The sequence below is a fragment of the Pseudomonas prosekii genome, assembly GCF_900105155.1.
GTDB classification, from domain to species: domain Bacteria; phylum Pseudomonadota; class Gammaproteobacteria; order Pseudomonadales; family Pseudomonadaceae; genus Aquipseudomonas; species Aquipseudomonas prosekii.
Window position 1 is genome coordinate 3,090,584 of the sequence record NZ_LT629762.1, and the last position, 16,167, is coordinate 3,106,750.

Sequence of the window (16,167 nt, forward strand, 5' to 3'; positions counted from 1 at the left end):
TCGCTCCATTTATTACTGACGCTCTCTCTGAAAGTTTATCTGCCTGAATGACTTGCGATTGCATCGGTTACGCTGAAGCAGGTCGATATTGCAACGCTTCCGCCAAGTGCTCGCGGGTAATGCCATCGACTTGTTCAAGGTCTGCCAAGGTACGGGCAACCTTGAGCAATCGGTGTGCTGCCCTCAACGATAAGGTCAGTCGTTCGCAAGCCGATTCCAACCAGTTCTCGTCAGCTGTGGATAACTTGCAGTGGCGGCGCAAGCCCGGCAGATCGAGGAAGGCGTTGGCGCAACCCTGACGTTTGTGTTGGCACTCTCTTGCGTCGGCGACCAGTGCTGCAGCGGTGGCGGTGTCGTCTCCGGGTTTGGGCGATGGATTGAGTGCCGTGGCTTCGCGGGCGACGGTCAGGTGCAGGTCGATGCGATCCAGCAGCGGCCCCGAGAGTTTGTTGCGATAACGCTGGACCATGTCCGACGAGCAGCTGCAACGCCCGCTCGGTTCGCCAAGATATCCACAGGGACACGGGTTCATCGCCGCCACCAATTGAAAGCGGGCCGGGAAGCGAACACGGTCCTTGGCGCGGGAAATCACGATGTGGCCGGACTCCATCGGCTCGCGTAATACCTCGAGAACTTTGCGATCAAACTCCGGCAGTTCATCCAGAAACAGCACGCCATGGTGGGCGAGGGTGATCTCGCCGGGTTGCGGTTTCGAGCCGCCGCCGACCAGCGCCGGGCCGGAGGCGGAATGGTGCGGCTGGCGGAACGGCCGTTGCGGCCAGTGGCTCAACGCTACACAACTGGACACCGATTGAATCGCTGCCACCTCCAGCGCTTCATGCTCGGCCAGCGGTGGCAACAGGCCCGGCAAACGACTGGCGAGCAGGGTTTTGCCCGTGCCTGGCGGGCCGCTGAACAGCAAATTGTGCGCGCCTGCCGCCGCAATCAGCAGCGCACGCTTGGCTGACATCTGGCCTTGCACCTCATTCAAATCGGGGTACGGCATGCTGGCGTAGAGCAAACCGTTGGAGACATAAGGCTCAATCGGCGTGTGCCCGTTGAAGTGCGCCACTGCTTGCAGCAAATGATCCACCGCAATCACCTTCAGCCCCGACGCCAGACACGCCTCTTCGGCATTCGCGCGCGGCACCACCAGCGTTCGCCCGGCCTTGCGCGCCGCCAGCGCCGCCGGCAGCACACCACGAACCGCGCGCACCGCGCCTGAAAGTGCCAACTCGCCCAGGCATTCCACATCGTCCAGGGTCAATGTCGGCACCTGCACGCTGGCCGATAAAATCCCCAGGGCAATCGCCAGATCAAAGCGCCCACCGTCCTTGGGCAAGTCCGCCGGCGCGAGATTCAGCGTGATCCGTCGCGCCGGAAACTGCAGCCCGGAATTGATGATCGCGCTGCGCACCCGGTCCTTGCTTTCCTTCACCGCCGCTTCCGGCAAACCGACCATCGTCAGCGACGGCAAGCCGTTGGCCAAATGCACTTCTACGGTAACGGCGGGCGCATCCACGCCAATCTGGGCGCGGCTGTGGACGATGGAGAGGGCCATGATCGTTCCTTGAGCTTTTTGGGAACCGCTTCCTGCGGTTTCAGAAGGGTAGTCGGATGGCGTGACGTCGCAGGTGCCAAACTTTCGCAGGATGTTGCGAGCTTCTTTTTGCAGCCTGTAGCTTAAGCGTGCCAGTTCGCCGACGTAATCAGTCGCGGGACGAGGTTGTTGTAGGATGTTGCCTGGATCGATGAAGGATGTTGGCGAAAGCTGAATTGGAGGCGAAAAAAAACCGCCTTGAGTTGGCGGTTTTTTATTTGCAGGCTTCGGTGAGGCCGGGGCCTGCGTATCCTCAACAGATACACCCACGACGGGGAGCCTATTCAAATTTGATCAGCCAGGCAAGCGTCAATAACCCCACGCCGCAAGCGTGGGGTTTTTTTGCGTCGTTCAGAATGCTTGGAGCATTCGCGAAGCACGCTTCCACCACGGCGCATTCCCCGCGCGCTGTGGCCGATCACCCTCCGGTAGCATGTGTGGCACATCCTGCAACCGAATCCACGGCTGGTTATTCCAGTGCAGCAAGCTCAATGACATGTCTGGCCAGCTCAGCAGGCTCAAGATCGGGCGCTCGATTGAGGTGGGTTGTTGCGCGTCTCGTAGGGCGGGCACTACGTCGTGGGTGAGCCATTCGCGCAGGCTTCGGTGTTCGGGGCAGTAGTGGTAGATCAGTAGTGCGTAGACGCCGGATTCGCTGATGAGCAGGGTGTTTTCGACGGTGCCGTGGCTGAGCATTCGCACCGATTGATGTTGGTCGGGGTCGAGTTTTCGGACGGCGCGTTCGTCGAGGAACAGGCGTAGCAGACGCCCGAGGTCGCGGGCGCTGAACCAGGGTTGATTCTGGATGAGCAGGGCGTGGAGGTGGAGTTTGTGGCGGGTGAAGGTGTTTGGGATCAGATAGGTTTCGTCGCTATTCATTGATACAACTCCTTTTGCTTGAAGGGCTGCTCTCAATCGTCGCCAAACAATTGGTGGCAGCTGTACGCGGGTTGGCGAACCGGAGCAAAAGGAACCCGGCAGACCCGAAGGTCTCCCACGCACAGCCACCATGACTCGATGTGGCTCAAACTAGCCGCCATCGAACAGAAGTAGCCTCCTTAAGCTTCCAGGTCGCCAAACCCAGTGCTGAATAATCAGCTGCTGGGAGCTTAGAAGTTGGAGCACTACGACGCTATCGGACGGCGGGGATGTTCTTTGTAGGACGTTGCCGAGATTGTTGCGGGGCGCAAGATCAAAAGATCGCAGCCTTCGGCAGCTCCTACAGGGGGGTAGTCGTTACAGTGTGGGAGGGCTGGGCGACCGAGGCGACTCATTCGCGGGCAAGCCTTGCTCCTACAGGGGAACGCATTGTCAGCGGCGTTACTCGACCGGCGGATTCAGCTTCGCTTCCATCTCTGCGACTTTCGCTTCCAGGCTTTCCAGGCGTGCCCGCGTGCGCGCCAACACGACCATCTGGCTATCAAACTCTTCCCGGCTGACCAGGTCCAGTTTGCTGAAGCCGCTCTGCAACAGGGCCTTGAACTGGCTTTCGATTTCGCTTTTCGGCAAAGGGTTGTCGCCGCTGAAGAGGCGGGAGGCGGTGCCGCTCAGGGCGTCGAGGAAGTCTTTGGGCGCGAGCATGGGAAAGGTCCTGGAAACAATGGCGGGCAGTGTATCACGCAGTGTCTATAGTCAACTCCGCAGGCACGGATGCACGCTTTTCGCGCAAGCGGACGGACGGCAGCGCACCGTTGTTGTGCGTTATCTCTGCGGCGTTAACGAGAAGCGGCTTGCAGCAGCGACCAAGGGATTGAATTCAGGGGTTTTTGGCGAGATGGCAAGCTTTCTGCTTAGTCGCTAATGACCCATGCACTGATGCAGTCGCTGTGACGAATGCAGTGCGCCACGTGGAACGGGGAAGTTCTGCACGGAGTGGTTAGCTGGCGTCGGACGGGCAGGTTGGGCCGACGATGCGTTACAAAGCCAGGCACTGCGCTTAGACTTGAGACGGGTTTGTTTTCCTGGGGCAAGTCCACCAATTCGGGAGAGAGTTTTCATGAAGCTAGTCACTGCCATCATCAAGCCGTTCAAGCTGGACGATGTACGCGAGTCGTTGTCCGAGATCGGCGTGCAGGGCATTACCGTTACTGAGGTCAAAGGCTTCGGTCGGCAGAAGGGTCACACCGAGCTGTATCGCGGCGCGGAGTACGTGGTCGATTTCCTGCCAAAGGTGAAGATCGATGTCGCCATTGACGACAAGGATCTTGACCGGGTTATCGAGGCGATAACCAAGGCAGCCAACACCGGCAAGATCGGTGACGGCAAGATTTTCGTGGTCAATCTGGAACAGGCGATTCGCATCCGTACCGGCGAAACCGATACCGACGCGATCTAAGCCGCCACAAACCCAACGCCCCAGGAGAAAACAATATGACTCTGCGTAAATTCGCAGGGCTAGGAGCCCTGTTGTCCCTCGTAATGCCCAGCCTGGCTATGGCGGCAGACGAAGTGGCGGCCCCAGTCCTCAATTCCGGCGATACCGCCTGGATGCTGACCTCGACAGCCCTCGTGCTGTTCATGACCATTCCCGGCCTCGCGCTGTTCTACGGCGGCATGGTTCGCTCCAAAAACATTCTTTCCGTGATGATGCAGTGCTTCGCCATTACCGGTCTGATCAGCATCCTGTGGGTCATTTATGGCTACAGCATTGCGTTCGACACCACCGGCATGGAGCAGGGCGTCGTCAACTTCAACTCGTTCTTCGGCGGCATGGGCAAGGCGTTCCTCGCCGGCATCACGCCAGCGAGCATCACCGGTCCTGCGGCGTTGTTCCCGGAAGCGGTGTTCGTGACCTTCCAGATGACCTTCGCGATCATCACCCCGGCGCTGATCGTCGGTGCGTTCGCCGAGCGCATGAAGTTCTCCGCGATGCTGATCTTCATGGGCATCTGGTTCACTCTGGTTTACGCACCGATTGCGCACATGGTCTGGTCCGGCAACGGCGGCCTGATGTGGGATTGGGGCGTGCTCGACTTCGCCGGCGGCACCGTGGTGCACATCAACGCCGGTGTTGCCGGTCTGATCTGCTGCCTGGTACTGGGCAAGCGCAAAGGCTTCCCGACCACCCCGATGGCTCCGCATAACCTCGGTTACACGCTGATGGGCGCGGCCATGCTGTGGGTTGGCTGGTTCGGCTTCAACGCCGGTTCCGCCGCCGCCGCCAACGGCACTGCCGGCATGGCGATGCTGGTCACGCAGATCGCCACCGCTGCTGCTGCATTGGGCTGGATGTTCGCCGAGTGGGTCACGCACGGCAAACCAAGTGCACTGGGTATCGCTTCGGGTGTAGTCGCCGGTCTGGTCGCAATCACTCCGGCCGCTGGCACCGTGGGCCCGATGGGCGCGCTGGTGATCGGCCTGGCCGCTGGCGTGGTGTGCTTCTTCTGCGCCACTACGCTGAAACGCAAACTCGGTTATGACGATTCCCTGGATGCCTTCGGCGTGCACGGCATCGGCGGTATTCTCGGCGCAATCCTCACCGGTGTGTTCGCTGCACCGTCGCTGGGTGGCTTCGGCACTGTCACCGACATCGCCGCACAAGTGTGGATTCAATGCAAAGGCGTGGGCTTCACGGTGATCTACACCGCGATCGTCACCTTCATCATTCTCAAGGTACTGGACGCGGTCATGGGCCTGCGGGTTACCGAGGAAGAAGAGGCGGTCGGCCTCGATCTGGCACAACACAACGAACGCGGCTACAACTTGTAAGACGCGCAGAAAAAAACTTGCCCGGTTCGCCGGGCATTTTTTTGTCCGGGATTTGTCATTTAAGAGGCTGCTGAAAGGTTTTTTCCTACGCCTTATGTCGTGTTTACGACGAGGGTTTTTTACAAGCGAAAAACTTACAGCAATGCGGGAATATTAGGGCCTTTGTTTTTTCCCAGAGCGCGCTAGAATGCGCCCCGAACGTGCGGAGAACTGTATGTGGCAACAGACGCTGATTACCCTGCGGGCGCGGCCCCGGGGCTTTCATCTGGTAACGGACGAGTTACTCGCCGGCCTGCCTGAACTCAAGGCGTGCCGGGTCGGTCTGTTGCACTTGTGGCTGCAGCATACCTCGGCGTCGTTGACCATCAACGAGAACGCCGATCCGGCGGTACGTCGCGACTTCGAACGATTTTTCAATCGGCTGATCCCACAAGGAACAGACGGCTTTGAGCATAACGACGAAGGCCTGGACGACCTCCCGGCGCACTTCAAGGCCAGCGTACTTGGCTGTCAGATCAGTCTGCCGATTGCGGCAGGTCGGCTGGCGTTGGGCACCTGGCAAGGCGTTTATCTGGGCGAGCACCGCGATTTCGGCGGTGCCCGTAAAGTCCTCGCCACCCTGCACGGTGAAGGGGCGTAACCGCTCGTTACAAGCGGTTGTAGAATTTTTTCCGGCAGCCTTCGACAGACGGCGTAGCTGGGCTATAACTAATCTGCTTTTCGCAAGTCATGAGGTAGAACATGAGCGACGATGATCTGGAAAACGACGACCTCGAAGTAGGCGACGAAGACGAGGCCGAAGAAGGCCTGGAAGCAGCGGCGGAAGACGTTGCTGAAGACGATGGCGGCGAAGCGCCGGCCCCGACCGCCAAAGGCAAAGCCAAGGCTGCGGTGTCGGTCGATGAGTTGCCAAGCGTCGAAGCCAAAAACAAGGAACGCGACGCCCTGGCCAAGGCCATGGAAGAGTTCCTGGCCAAAGGTGGCAAGGTGCAGGAAGTGGAGGCCAGCGTGGTCGCCGATCCGCCCAAAAAGCCTGACAACAAGTACGGCAGCCGGCCTATCTAAACGCCTGTCACCTGCTTGCTTGCTGAAAAAGCCCGCCGTCGCTGCGGGCTTTTTCATGGGCGCGGTATGCGCAAAGTTTGCTCGCGATGGGGGTGGGTCAGTTGATATCTGTGTTGGCTGACCTACCGCTATCGCGAGCAGGCTCACTCCTACAATTGATCGCGGCGCTCACAATATCTGTGCCCGACGCAGATCCCCTGTGGGAGCGAGCCTGCTCGCGATGGGGGCTTAACATTCGGAATCGATGTGGGCTGACCCACCGCTATCGCGAGCAAGCTCTGTTCCCACAGGTTTTGTGGTCAGGCCGAAGCTGCGTTCCAGCGTGCCAGCAGCGCTGGCAAGTCGCTGAGGCGGCGGATTTCGGCGTCGGGCAAGCGGTCCGCTTCCCATGGCTTGCCGGTCGGGTTGAACCAGATTGCGCGCAGGCCTGCCTGTTGGGCGCCGGCGATGTCGTCGCCGGGATGATCGCCAATGTGCACCGCGGTTTCGGCCACCGCACCGCCACGCTGCAATGCCTCATGAAACAGGCGCGCGTCCGGTTTGGCGATGCCGATGTCTTCGGCGCACAGCGCGAATTTGAAGTAATCCGCCAGCCCCAATCGGCGTACGTCGGCGTTGCCATTGGTGACCACGCCGAGGGCGTAATGGTTGGCCAGAATCTCCAGCGTCGGCTCGACTTCGGGGAACACTTCAATCTGGTGCCGCGCATGCAGAAACACTTCGAAACCCTTGTCGGCCAATGTCGACGCCTCGTCGTGGGCGTACCCGGCATCTTCCATGGCGTGAAACAGCACGCGGCGGCGCAGGGCGCTGATGCGGTGTTTCAGGCCCGGCTCATTGCTCAACACGCGCTCACGAATCGCCCACAAATGCTCGACCGGCACTGCGCCGAGGTGCGGTGCGTGCTCAGTCAGCCACTCGCGCAGCACGGCTTCGGCGCTGACGATCACCGGGGCGGTGTCCCACAAAGTGTCGTCGAGGTCGAAGGTGATCAACTGGATTGTCATGACTCATCGCCCTTGATTCGTTTGGCCCGTGGATGGGCACTGTCGTAGACCGTCGCCAGATGCTGGAAGTCCAGGTGGGTATAAATCTGCGTGGTTTTGATGTCCGAGTGACCGAGCAATTCCTGGACGGCGCGCAGGTCTTGCGAGGATTCCAGCAAGTGGCTGGCGAAGGAATGTCGCAACATGTGCGGGTGCAGATTTTGCCCCAGTTCACGTTCGCCGGCCGCCTTGACCCGCACCTGAATCGCCCGTGGGCCGAGGCGCCGGCCCTGCTGGCTGACAAACACCGCGTCGTCCGCCGGGTTGGTCAGCGCCCGCAGCGGCAACCACAGTTCCAAGGCTTCGCGGGCCTTTTTGCCGACCGGCAACAAACGCGTTTTGCTGCCCTTGCCGAGCACTTGAACCATGCCATCGGCCAAGTCCAGCTGATCCAGATTAAGCCCGGTCAGCTCGGAAAGGCGCAATCCCGAGGAATAGAACAATTCCATGATTGCCTGATCGCGACGGGCCAAAAAGTCATCCTCGACCGCGCCTTCCAGCAGTTGCAGCGCGCGGTCAGTGTCGAGGGTTTTCGGCAAGCGCCGTTCACCTTTCGGCGGCGCCAGGCCATTGGCCGGGTCGTGATCGCACAGGCCTTCGCGGTTCAGATAGTGATAGAGCCCGCGCACCGCCGACAACAACCGCGCCAGGCTACGGGACGATTGCCCTTGGGAATGCAGGCGCGCGATCAGGCTGCGCAGGCGTTGAATGTCCAGCGCGGCCCAACTGTCGATGTTCTGTTTGCTGCACCAGCCGAGCACTTTGTCGAGGTCGCGGCGGTAGGCGTAAAGCGTGTGCGGCGACACCTGCCGCTCACTGCGCAGGTGTTCGCAGTAAGCGTCCAGTTGCCGTTCCACGATCAGCGTACCGAGCGCAGGGAGTTATTGACCCGTGGCAGCACGCGGCCCATGACTTCGGCGATGTAGCTCAGGAACAGCGTGCCCACCGAACTCTTGTAGTGCTGCGGGTCGCGACTGGCGATGGCCAAAACACCGTGGATGCCTTGATGGCTGATGGCGACGACGGCCGTGGAGCCGATCTGCTTGCGTTGTTCTTCGCCAAACAGGAAGTCGAGTTCGTGCTCGCGCAGGCTGCCACTGACGCTTTTGTCTTCCGAAAGCAGGCCGCCGATCGCCGTTTGCGCTTCGGCGTGGGTAGCCCAGCGGCCCACCGGCATCGGGTTGTCACCCAGCAGGATGAGGCTGACGAAAGGCACCTGGAAGTCCTGGCGCAGGCTGTCTTCGACGCTGATCACCACGTCTTCGAGGCTGGCGGCGTCCATCAGCGCGAGAATCAGGCGGCGGGTCTTGTCGAACAGGCGATCGTTATCGCGAGCGACGTCCATCAAGTGCGACAAGCGATGACGCAACTCGATGTTACGGTCGCGCAGGATGGTCATCTGGCGTTCCACCAGCGACACGGTGTCGCCGCGCTGGTGGGGAATGCGCAACGCCGGGAGCAGTTCTTCGTGCTCGACGAAGAAATCCGGATGAGCCTCCAGGTACGCGGCAATCGCCGCCGCCTCAAGGCTTTCGGAAGAGGATTCGTCGGGCTGTCGGGCGGGAACCTGGGGCTTATCTTTCATGGATTTGGCTCTCTCAAAGACGTACTTGTCCTTCGTATACACGCACTGCCGGCCCGGTCATCACGACCGGGTGGCCTGGGCCTGCCCATTCAATGGACAGACGCCCGCCGGGCAGGTCGATCAAAAGCGGCGAATCCATCCACCCCTGGCTGATCGCAGCCACTGCTGCAGCGCAGGCGCCGGTGCCGCAGGCCTGGGTTTCCCCGGCCCCGCGTTCCCACACGCGCAACTGCGCACGGTTACGGTCGATGACCTGGAGGAAACCGACATTGACCCGCGCCGGGAAGCGCGGATGGTGTTCGATTTTGCGCCCCAGTTCATGCACTGGCGCGTTGTTGATGTCGCTGACCCGCAAGACCGCGTGCGGGTTGCCCATCGACACGGCAGCCAGTTCGACCACATTGCCGTCGACTTCGAGCTGATAGCTCAAGGCCTGGCTTTCGGCTTCGAACGGGATATCGGCCGGCACCAGGCGCGGTGCGCCCATGTCGACACTGATCTGGCCGTCGCTGCGGATATCCAGTTCGATAATGCCGCTTTTGGTCTCGACGCGGATCTGCCGTTTTGCGGTCAGGCGCTTGTCGAGCACGAAGCGGGCGAAGCAGCGCGCACCGTTGCCGCACTGCTCCACTTCGGAACCGTCGGAGTTGAAGATCCGGTAACGGAAATCCACGTCCGGGTTGCTCGGTGCTTCGACGAGCAGCAACTGGTCAAAACCGATGCCGGTGTGCCGATCGCCCCATTGCTTGGCGTGTTTGGGCAGGATGTGCGCGTGCTGGCTGACCAGGTCGAGGACCATGAAGTCATTGCCCAGGCCGTGCATCTTGGTAAAACGCAGCAGCATGGTTTTACTCCGGCAGCAGGCTTTCGCCAGCGAACAACTCGGCTACCGTCTCACGGCGACGCACTTCAAATGCCTGATCACCGTCCACCAACACCTCGGCGGTACGCCCGCGCGTGTTGTAGTTGGAACTCATGACAAACCCGTAGGCGCCGGCCGAATGAATCGCCAGCAGATCGCCTTCTTCCAGCGCCAATTCACGTTCCTTGGCCAAGAAGTCGCCGGTTTCGCAGATCGGCCCGACGATGTCGTATGGGCGCGCGGCGCTGTCGCGCGGGCGCACTGGCGTGACGTCCATCCAGGCCTGGTACAGCGCCGGGCGGATCAGGTCGTTCATGGCCGCATCGACGATGGCGAAGTCTTTGTATTCGGTGTGCTTGAGGTATTCGACCTGGGTCAGCAGCACGCCGGCATTGGCGACGATGAAGCGGCCCGGTTCGAACAGCAGCGTCAGGTCGCGACCGTCGCAGCGCTCGCGCACGGCTTTGATGTAGTCGGCGACCAGCGGCGGCTCTTCATCGCGATAACGCACGCCGACGCCGCCACCGAGATCGATGTGGCGCAGGTAAATGCCGCATTCGCCAAGACGATCGATCAAGCCGAGCAGGCGATCGAGCGCATCGAGGAACGGTGGCAGGGTGGTCAGTTGCGAGCCGATGTGGCAATCGACGCCCAGCACTTCCAGGTTCGGCAGTTGCGCGGCGCGGATGTACACGTCTTCGGCGTCGGCAATGGCGATGCCGAACTTGTTCTCTTTGAGACCGGTGGAAATGTACGGGTGGGTGCCGGCATCGACGTCCGGGTTGACGCGCAGCGAGATCGGCGCGCGAACGCCGAGTTCGGCGGCGACCACTTGCAGGCGTTCGAGCTCGTCGGTGGATTCGACGTTGAAGCAGTGCACGCCGACTTCGAGGGCGCGGCGCATGTCTTCGCGGGACTTGCCGACGCCGGAGAAAACGATTTTGTCGGCGCTGCCGCCAGCCGCCAGGACGCGTTCCAGTTCACCACGCGAGACGATGTCGAAGCCGGCGCCGAGGCGGGCCAGGACATTCAGCACGCCAAGGTTGGAGTTGGCCTTGACCGCAAAACACACCAGGTGCGGCACGCCGGCCAGCGCGTCGGCATAGGCCAGGTACTGGGCTTGGATGTGGGCGCGCGAGTAGACGTAAGTCGGCGTGCCAAAGCGTTCGGCGATGGCGGACAGGGCCACGCCTTCCGCGAACAGCTCACCGTCACGGTAGTTAAAAGCGTCCATGGCGTTCCCTTATTATTGGTAGACGTCGTGCTTGTGTGCTTTGGAAGCAGGCTGTTTTTGCGACGATTTGGCCTGTTCGACAGGGTCCTGGTCGTCATCTGGCAGGTACAGCGGGCCTTTTTGACCACAGGCCGACACAAGGCAAGCAACCGCGACGAGCGCAGCAAGGGAAGAGATCAGGCGCTTCATGGCGAAATCCTTGAAAATGCGTTAATTGCGCCGGAGTATACCGGCCACCCGGCAGCTTGCCTATGTAACGCCGCTCCCGTCCGGCGGGCCTTGTGACAATGCAGGTCAGCCGAGTGCAATCCCAGTGGGAGCGAGCTTGCTCGCGATGGCGTAGTGTCAGGCACCATTGATGTTGAATATGATGGCTTCATCGCGAGCAGGCTCGCTGCCACAGGTTTCGTGGTTGCCCTTGGTCGTTATCCTTTGCATTCACTGGGGCTCGCCCGTATCTTGCGGCGCTTGAGCGTGATCAGACACTTTTTGAGGTTCCTGCAATGAGTTTGACCGAAGCCCGTTTCCACGATCTGGTCGATGCCACCCAGCAGTCGTTGGAGGATATTTTCGATGAGAGTGATCTGGATATTGATCTGGAGAGTTCGGCCGGTGTTTTGACGGTGAAGTTCGAGAATGGCAGTCAGTTGATTTTCAGTCGGCAGGAGCCGTTGCGGCAGTTGTGGCTGGCGGCGGTGTCTGGTGGTTTTCACTTCGATTATGACGAGGAGAGTGAGCGCTGGATGTGTGACAAGAGTGAGGAGCAGTTGGGCGAGATGCTTGAGCGGATCGTCAAGCAGCAGTCGGGTGCTGAATTTGATTTTGAAGGTTTGTGATTCTGTGACTGAGCCGGTAGCTGTTCGTCCGCCCAAGCCGCTCTTCAGTAACGTGAGTGCGGCTGTGCCTTCGCCGTGCAGCGGCGTGTGCCGGCTCGATGAACAGAAGGTCTGCCTGGGATGTTTTCGCCATGTCGAAGACATCCGCGAATGGCGCTCGGCCGACGACGATCGTCGTCGGGTGATCTGCGCCCAGGCGGCTGACCGCAAAGCCCTGGCATAAGAGCTTTTGTGGCGAGGGGGCTTTTCGGGTGTCTGAAGCGCCCCTTCCCCTCACTTGTTTATTTATTGTGCTGTGATAGTGTCCGGGAACGCCTCAACTCATCGAGGCTCGTGAAAACCCCGCCTTTTTCTGGCGGGGTTTTGCTTTTTTTGTGCAGAAGAAAGGAGTCTGCCTGGATCATGACCGTACCTTCCATCACCCTTACCCGTCTGGACGTGCAACGTCTGGAGCGCCTGATTGACAGCCTGGATGACACGCTGCCGGGCGTTATCGCGCTGCAAACCGAGTTGGATCGCGCCGATACTCTGGTCGGTCACGATGAAGTGCCCGCGGATGTCGTGACCATGAATTCCCGTGTGCACTGCCGCGAAGAAGGCAGTGGCAAGGATTACCACCTGACTCTGGTTTATCCCAAGGATGCCAATGCCGACGAAGGCAAGATTTCCATTCTGGCGCCGGTCGGCAGTGCGTTGCTCGGGCTGAAAGTCGGCCAGCACATTGACTGGCCAGCACCGGGTGGCAAGACGTTGAAGCTCACCCTGCTGGAAGTTGAATCGCAGCCGGCCAATGGCGGCGACTTTCCGGAGTAAGCGTTCAGACCTGCTCGAGTGCCTCGTTCAGGGCGCGCTCCAGGTCGGCCTTGTAGCGTAGATACAAATTGCTCGAACTCTGCCCATCACCGAGCAGCCCCGACAAGTCGAGGTCGGTGATGTAGCAGCGGTAACGCTCTGTTTCGCGGCGTTGTTCGATGATTTCCCGGGCGACCACGGTAAACAGCTGATCGCCATACTCCAGTTCCGAAAACTCCCGCTGATTGCAATACAACGTCACCTGCACCTGTCCCGGTGCGGCTTTGCCGATGATTGCCTGGACGTCGTAGAACGCCTTGTCGGCTTGGGTTTGCGGCGCGGGGCGCGGTTCGACTCGGCGGGCGCGGCCGGGGCCGGATGGCAATAACTGGTAATACAAAGTGTCGAGGCTCGACGGCTGGGCGGCGTCCATCGGCAGCAGGGCTTCGCGGCGATAGAGGATCGATTGCAGGAAGCGTTGCAGCGGCACCAACAGGCTTTGTTCGTCGTGGTACGGCAGGCGTTGTTGCCACAGCGCGTTGAATTCATCCAGCACGTACAAATCGGCCTGTTGCTCGGTGATCCGGTAGAACACCTGAATGCATTCAGGCTGGCCCATCGGCAGCAGCAGCGCGATGTCCTGTTCTTCGAGGGCCATCGGGTCGAGGTGCAGCGGGCTGTAGCTCGCCAGTTCTTCCCCAAGGTAATCGAACAGCGCTGGCAGGGTGGCGAGGGCGATGTGGTTGACTTGGCCGGGGATCAATTCGAGCACGTGGTAATGCTGCTGGACCTGAATCAGATAGCGATGATTGAGTTTGCTCAGCAACAGGTTCTGCGCGGTATCGAGGATTTCCTCGACGCGGCGGGCGATGAATTGCGCGCGGTTGTGGCAGAAGCAGCGCACCTGTAAACGCACCTGCGAGCGTTGCTGCAACGGACTTTTCGGCAGGTTGTTGAGGTAATCGCGGACGCAATCGAGCAGCGCATGGGCGCCGTCGTAGCGGCTGACCAGCACTTCGTTCCAGCTATTGAGGGTGACTTGATCGAGCGTCAGCACCAGATTTTCGCGCACGCCGGCGTAGCTCAGCGAGTCGGTGCGTTCGGTGGTCATCAGGATGTTGAGGTCGCGATGGTGCTTGAGCGGATCGACGCCGACGTTCACCAGAATCAGCACTTCGCTCGGCACGCTGGGGCGCAACAGCGCGTCTTCGGCGACGCTGGTCAGGGGCAGGGCGATGGTTTGTTGCAGGCTGCCGAGCAGGTTGAACAGTTCGAATTCGCTCAAATCGCTGGTGCCGGGGTGCAGCGCCAGGCGGGTGCTGCTGTCGATCACGCCGTTGCGGTGGCACCAGGTCAGCAGTTCGAGCAATTCGCGGCTGCGTTTGATCGGCGCAAAATGCTCCCACTCATGCGCGGTCAGGCTGCCGTTGTACAAACCCCATTGCGTCTGGCCCGGTTCCTTCTTGTTCGGCGCTTGCACCAGCGTCAAGGTGTCTTCGGCCAAATCCGGGGCGATGCCCGGGTTGATGAATTCGACCTTGTCGGCCTTGCGCTCGAACGCCGCGTACAGGCGCCGACCGAGCACGTTGAGGTCGCGTTTGTTGATCAGGCTGACGGTTTGTTCGGTGCGGGCGAATTGGGTCAGGAAGCGGTAGCTGTAATTCAGTTCGCTGACCAGGGCCCGGCGTTCGCTGCCGACCTGACGGACTTTCCACTGGCTGCGGCTATCGAGCAACGCCAGGTGCCGCTGGTCCCACTGCCATTCGCTGGCCAGGCGTTCGAGCAATGAACGCTGCCAGCTCTGGTTGCGGCTGTTGCCGGCGGTGAGTTTGCGATTGACCTTCAGGTACAGCGCGCGGCGCACGACTTCGAGGCGCTCGGGTTCGTTACGCGCAGTCAGGTATTCCTCGATGCGCCGGTAAACCACGATGTACGGGTCCAGCTCGTCGAGGTCGAGCTGGTTGGCAAACACCGCTTGTTTGAAGCGCAGGCTCAGGCATTGGACCTGCGGATGTTCGCTGGCGTAGACCTCGATCAGCAGCAGTTTGAGCACGGACTTGTAGGGCGATTCGATGCCCTTGAACAACTGCCAGAGCCCGGCACCGATGAATTCTCCCGGCGGAATGTGCGCCAGATTGCCCAGGTCGAGGGTTTCGTCGGCGCGAATAAAGCGCTTGGACACCAACGTGTGGGTGTATTCGCTATAGCTCGCCTCTTCGTAGACCGGCACCAGCCACCAGATCGGTGTGCGCCCGGCGAGCCAGATTGCGGTGCGATAGAACTCATCGAGCAGCAGATAGTGCTGAGTGGTGCCGCAGTCTTCCGAGCTCAATTGCGTATCGCGTTCACCGCGAACAAATCGGCTCGGGTCAATCAGAAAGAAGTGCGCCTCGGCGCCCTGACTGGCGGCCCAGACTTCGAGCAACTGACATTTTTTGCGCAGCTCGGCGAGTTCGCTTTCGTTCAGGTCCGGGCCGTGGCACACCCACACGTCCATGTCGCTCTGGTCCGCCTGCGCGAGGGTGCCGAGGCTGCCCATCAGGAACAGTCCGAGAATCGGTCGCGGCGGATTGCTGCCGTGGCGCGGCTTGTAGGAAAACGAGCGGGTCAGGCGTTGGGCTTCGGTGAGGGTGTTGGCGTCAGGCTCGTAGTTCGACAGCCCGGCCGGCGTGCTGCCGGACACATAACCCGGCAGCAGCGGGTGATTGACGTGGAAAAACAGTGGCAGCAGGGTCAGAACCGCTTGTTGGCGCGTCGACAACCCTTCCATCGCCCGGGCCAGGCGGCCTTCGTTGAGTTTGAGAAAACGTGCGCGCAGCTGGCTGAGAACCTTGCGGTCGATTCCCTCGTCCAGATCGGGGCGGATTTCATGGGTGCGGGTCATGTCAGCTCAAACCGGCTCGCGAAGCTCGGACGTGGGGTCTGCGGATGAGGGGCAGTTTAGCGCCTCGGCCCCGGGAGTTTTAAGCTGAATTTGATTTTTGACGCCAGATTTCCAGCGAGCGGCATCAGTTGGCCCGCGGAAATCCCTTAGCAGGGGTTTCCGTGGGCGAAACGCTGAGGCTCAGGCTGTTTCTTCGACGCTCAGAATGGTCAGGACGGTTTGCACATTTTGCGCAGCGTCACGACCCAGGCTGGTCAGGTAACCGCCGTCGGGCTGGTCGATCAGTTCTTTTTCATGCAGGCGTTTGGCGGCGGCAATGTGTTTCGGGGCAGCGGTCTGATGAATTTTCAAACCTTCCTGGGAACTGTCCAGGTTGAAGAGGGCAAGGACTTCCAGTTCGGCAACCAACTCAGGGGTAAGCGACATAAGGACTCCAGACTTTCTAGGAATTGGACGACAGCGCCCCTAAGGTGAGCCCACTCGTGCGGCATGTCCAGTGCTTGCATCAGGGTTTTTTCGCCTTGGGAAGCAATCCCCGGCAGCGGGGTGCTGTAG

At 60.5% G+C, this 16,167-nt stretch carries 18 protein-coding genes; 7 read left to right on the plus strand and 11 right to left on the minus strand.

Translation table 11 applies throughout. From position 1 onward, the window contains the following. Positions 1-67 precede the first annotated feature (67 nt). From BLU01_RS13935 to BLU01_RS13945, 3 genes are all read right to left on the minus strand, one after another. Positions 68-1,561 (minus strand): YifB family Mg chelatase-like AAA ATPase, encoded by a 1,494-nt coding sequence (locus BLU01_RS13935; RefSeq protein WP_092276295.1) that lies wholly within the window; start codon positions 1,559-1,561, stop codon positions 68-70. Positions 1,562-1,951: 390 nt separating this feature from the next. Continuing rightward, on the minus strand, positions 1,952-2,479 hold the full coding sequence (locus BLU01_RS13940; protein WP_092276298.1) for a BRO-N domain-containing protein: 528 nt from the start codon (positions 2,477-2,479) through the stop codon (positions 1,952-1,954). Positions 2,480-2,920: 441 nt separating this feature from the next. Continuing rightward, positions 2,921-3,181 carry an accessory factor UbiK family protein gene (locus tag BLU01_RS13945; protein WP_092276301.1) on the minus strand — a complete coding sequence of 87 codons (261 nt, stop codon included), beginning with the start codon at positions 3,179-3,181 and terminating at the stop codon, positions 2,921-2,923. A gap of 415 nt (positions 3,182-3,596) precedes the next feature. Between BLU01_RS13945 and glnK the strand changes: the two genes are divergently transcribed. The 4 genes from glnK (at position 3,597) to sutA (ending at position 6,373) form a co-directional block, all read left to right on the plus strand. After that, the gene (gene glnK, locus BLU01_RS13950) at positions 3,597-3,935 is read left to right on the plus strand and encodes a P-II family nitrogen regulator (protein ID WP_002555808.1); all 339 of its coding nucleotides are present in this window, start codon (positions 3,597-3,599) and stop codon (positions 3,933-3,935) included. A gap of 35 nt (positions 3,936-3,970) precedes the next feature. After that, positions 3,971-5,308, plus strand: coding sequence for an ammonium transporter (locus tag BLU01_RS13955; RefSeq protein ID WP_092276304.1), 1,338 nt, complete (start codon positions 3,971-3,973; stop codon positions 5,306-5,308). Positions 5,309-5,522: 214 nt separating this feature from the next. Further along, a complete protein-coding gene (locus BLU01_RS13960) occupies positions 5,523-5,948 on the plus strand; it encodes a secondary thiamine-phosphate synthase enzyme YjbQ (RefSeq protein WP_092276307.1) in 426 nt (141 codons plus the stop codon). A gap of 101 nt (positions 5,949-6,049) precedes the next feature. Continuing rightward, the gene (gene sutA, locus BLU01_RS13965) at positions 6,050-6,373 is read left to right on the plus strand and encodes a transcriptional regulator SutA (RefSeq protein WP_092276310.1); all 324 of its coding nucleotides are present in this window, start codon (positions 6,050-6,052) and stop codon (positions 6,371-6,373) included. 299 nt (positions 6,374-6,672) lie between these two features. Here sutA and BLU01_RS13970 read toward each other — a convergent pair whose 3' ends face one another. The 6 genes from BLU01_RS13970 to lptM are packed head-to-tail and all read right to left on the minus strand — an operon-like array spanning position 6,673 to position 11,289. Further along, complete coding sequence (locus BLU01_RS13970; protein ID WP_092276313.1) at positions 6,673-7,380, minus strand: HAD family hydrolase; 708 nt, start codon at positions 7,378-7,380, stop codon at positions 6,673-6,675. Then, a complete protein-coding gene (gene xerC, locus BLU01_RS13975) occupies positions 7,377-8,276 on the minus strand; it encodes a tyrosine recombinase XerC (RefSeq protein WP_092276316.1) in 900 nt (299 codons plus the stop codon). Before xerC ends, BLU01_RS13970 begins: the two co-directional genes overlap by 4 nt. Positions 8,277-8,278: 2 nt before the next feature. Next, positions 8,279-9,004, minus strand: a complete 726-nt coding sequence (locus BLU01_RS13980; protein ID WP_092276319.1) for a DUF484 family protein — start codon at positions 9,002-9,004, stop codon at positions 8,279-8,281. A gap of 13 nt (positions 9,005-9,017) precedes the next feature. Continuing rightward, positions 9,018-9,848 (minus strand): diaminopimelate epimerase, encoded by an 831-nt coding sequence (dapF, locus tag BLU01_RS13985; RefSeq protein WP_092276322.1) that lies wholly within the window; start codon positions 9,846-9,848, stop codon positions 9,018-9,020. Between the two features lie 4 nt (positions 9,849-9,852). Continuing rightward, a complete protein-coding gene (gene lysA / locus BLU01_RS13990; RefSeq protein WP_092276325.1) occupies positions 9,853-11,100 on the minus strand; it encodes a diaminopimelate decarboxylase in 1,248 nt (415 codons plus the stop codon). 12 nt (positions 11,101-11,112) lie between these two features. Next, positions 11,113-11,289: an LPS translocon maturation chaperone LptM gene (gene lptM, locus BLU01_RS13995; RefSeq protein ID WP_092276328.1), complete on the minus strand. Its 177-nt coding sequence runs from the start codon at positions 11,287-11,289 to the stop codon at positions 11,113-11,115. Between the two features lie 314 nt (positions 11,290-11,603). Between lptM and cyaY the strand changes: the two genes are divergently transcribed. From cyaY to rnk, 3 genes are all read left to right on the plus strand, one after another. Beyond that, positions 11,604-11,936, plus strand: coding sequence for an iron donor protein CyaY (gene cyaY / locus BLU01_RS14000; protein ID WP_092276331.1), 333 nt, complete (start codon positions 11,604-11,606; stop codon positions 11,934-11,936). A gap of 4 nt (positions 11,937-11,940) precedes the next feature. Beyond that, the gene (locus tag BLU01_RS14005) at positions 11,941-12,159 is read left to right on the plus strand and encodes a DUF1289 domain-containing protein (protein WP_092276335.1); all 219 of its coding nucleotides are present in this window, start codon (positions 11,941-11,943) and stop codon (positions 12,157-12,159) included. A 179-nt stretch (positions 12,160-12,338) separates the two neighbouring features. Then, a complete protein-coding gene (gene rnk, locus BLU01_RS14010; protein ID WP_092276339.1) occupies positions 12,339-12,749 on the plus strand; it encodes a nucleoside diphosphate kinase regulator in 411 nt (136 codons plus the stop codon). Between the two features lie 4 nt (positions 12,750-12,753). Here rnk and BLU01_RS14015 read toward each other — a convergent pair whose 3' ends face one another. Together BLU01_RS14015 and BLU01_RS14020 are read right to left on the minus strand one after the other, a co-directional pair. Then, positions 12,754-15,612 (minus strand): class I adenylate cyclase, encoded by a 2,859-nt coding sequence (locus tag BLU01_RS14015; RefSeq protein ID WP_092276343.1) that lies wholly within the window; start codon positions 15,610-15,612, stop codon positions 12,754-12,756. A gap of 180 nt (positions 15,613-15,792) precedes the next feature. Next, positions 15,793-16,038, minus strand: a complete 246-nt coding sequence (locus BLU01_RS14020) for a TIGR02647 family protein (RefSeq protein ID WP_092276346.1) — start codon at positions 16,036-16,038, stop codon at positions 15,793-15,795. Between the last annotated feature and the right edge of the window lie 129 nt (positions 16,039-16,167).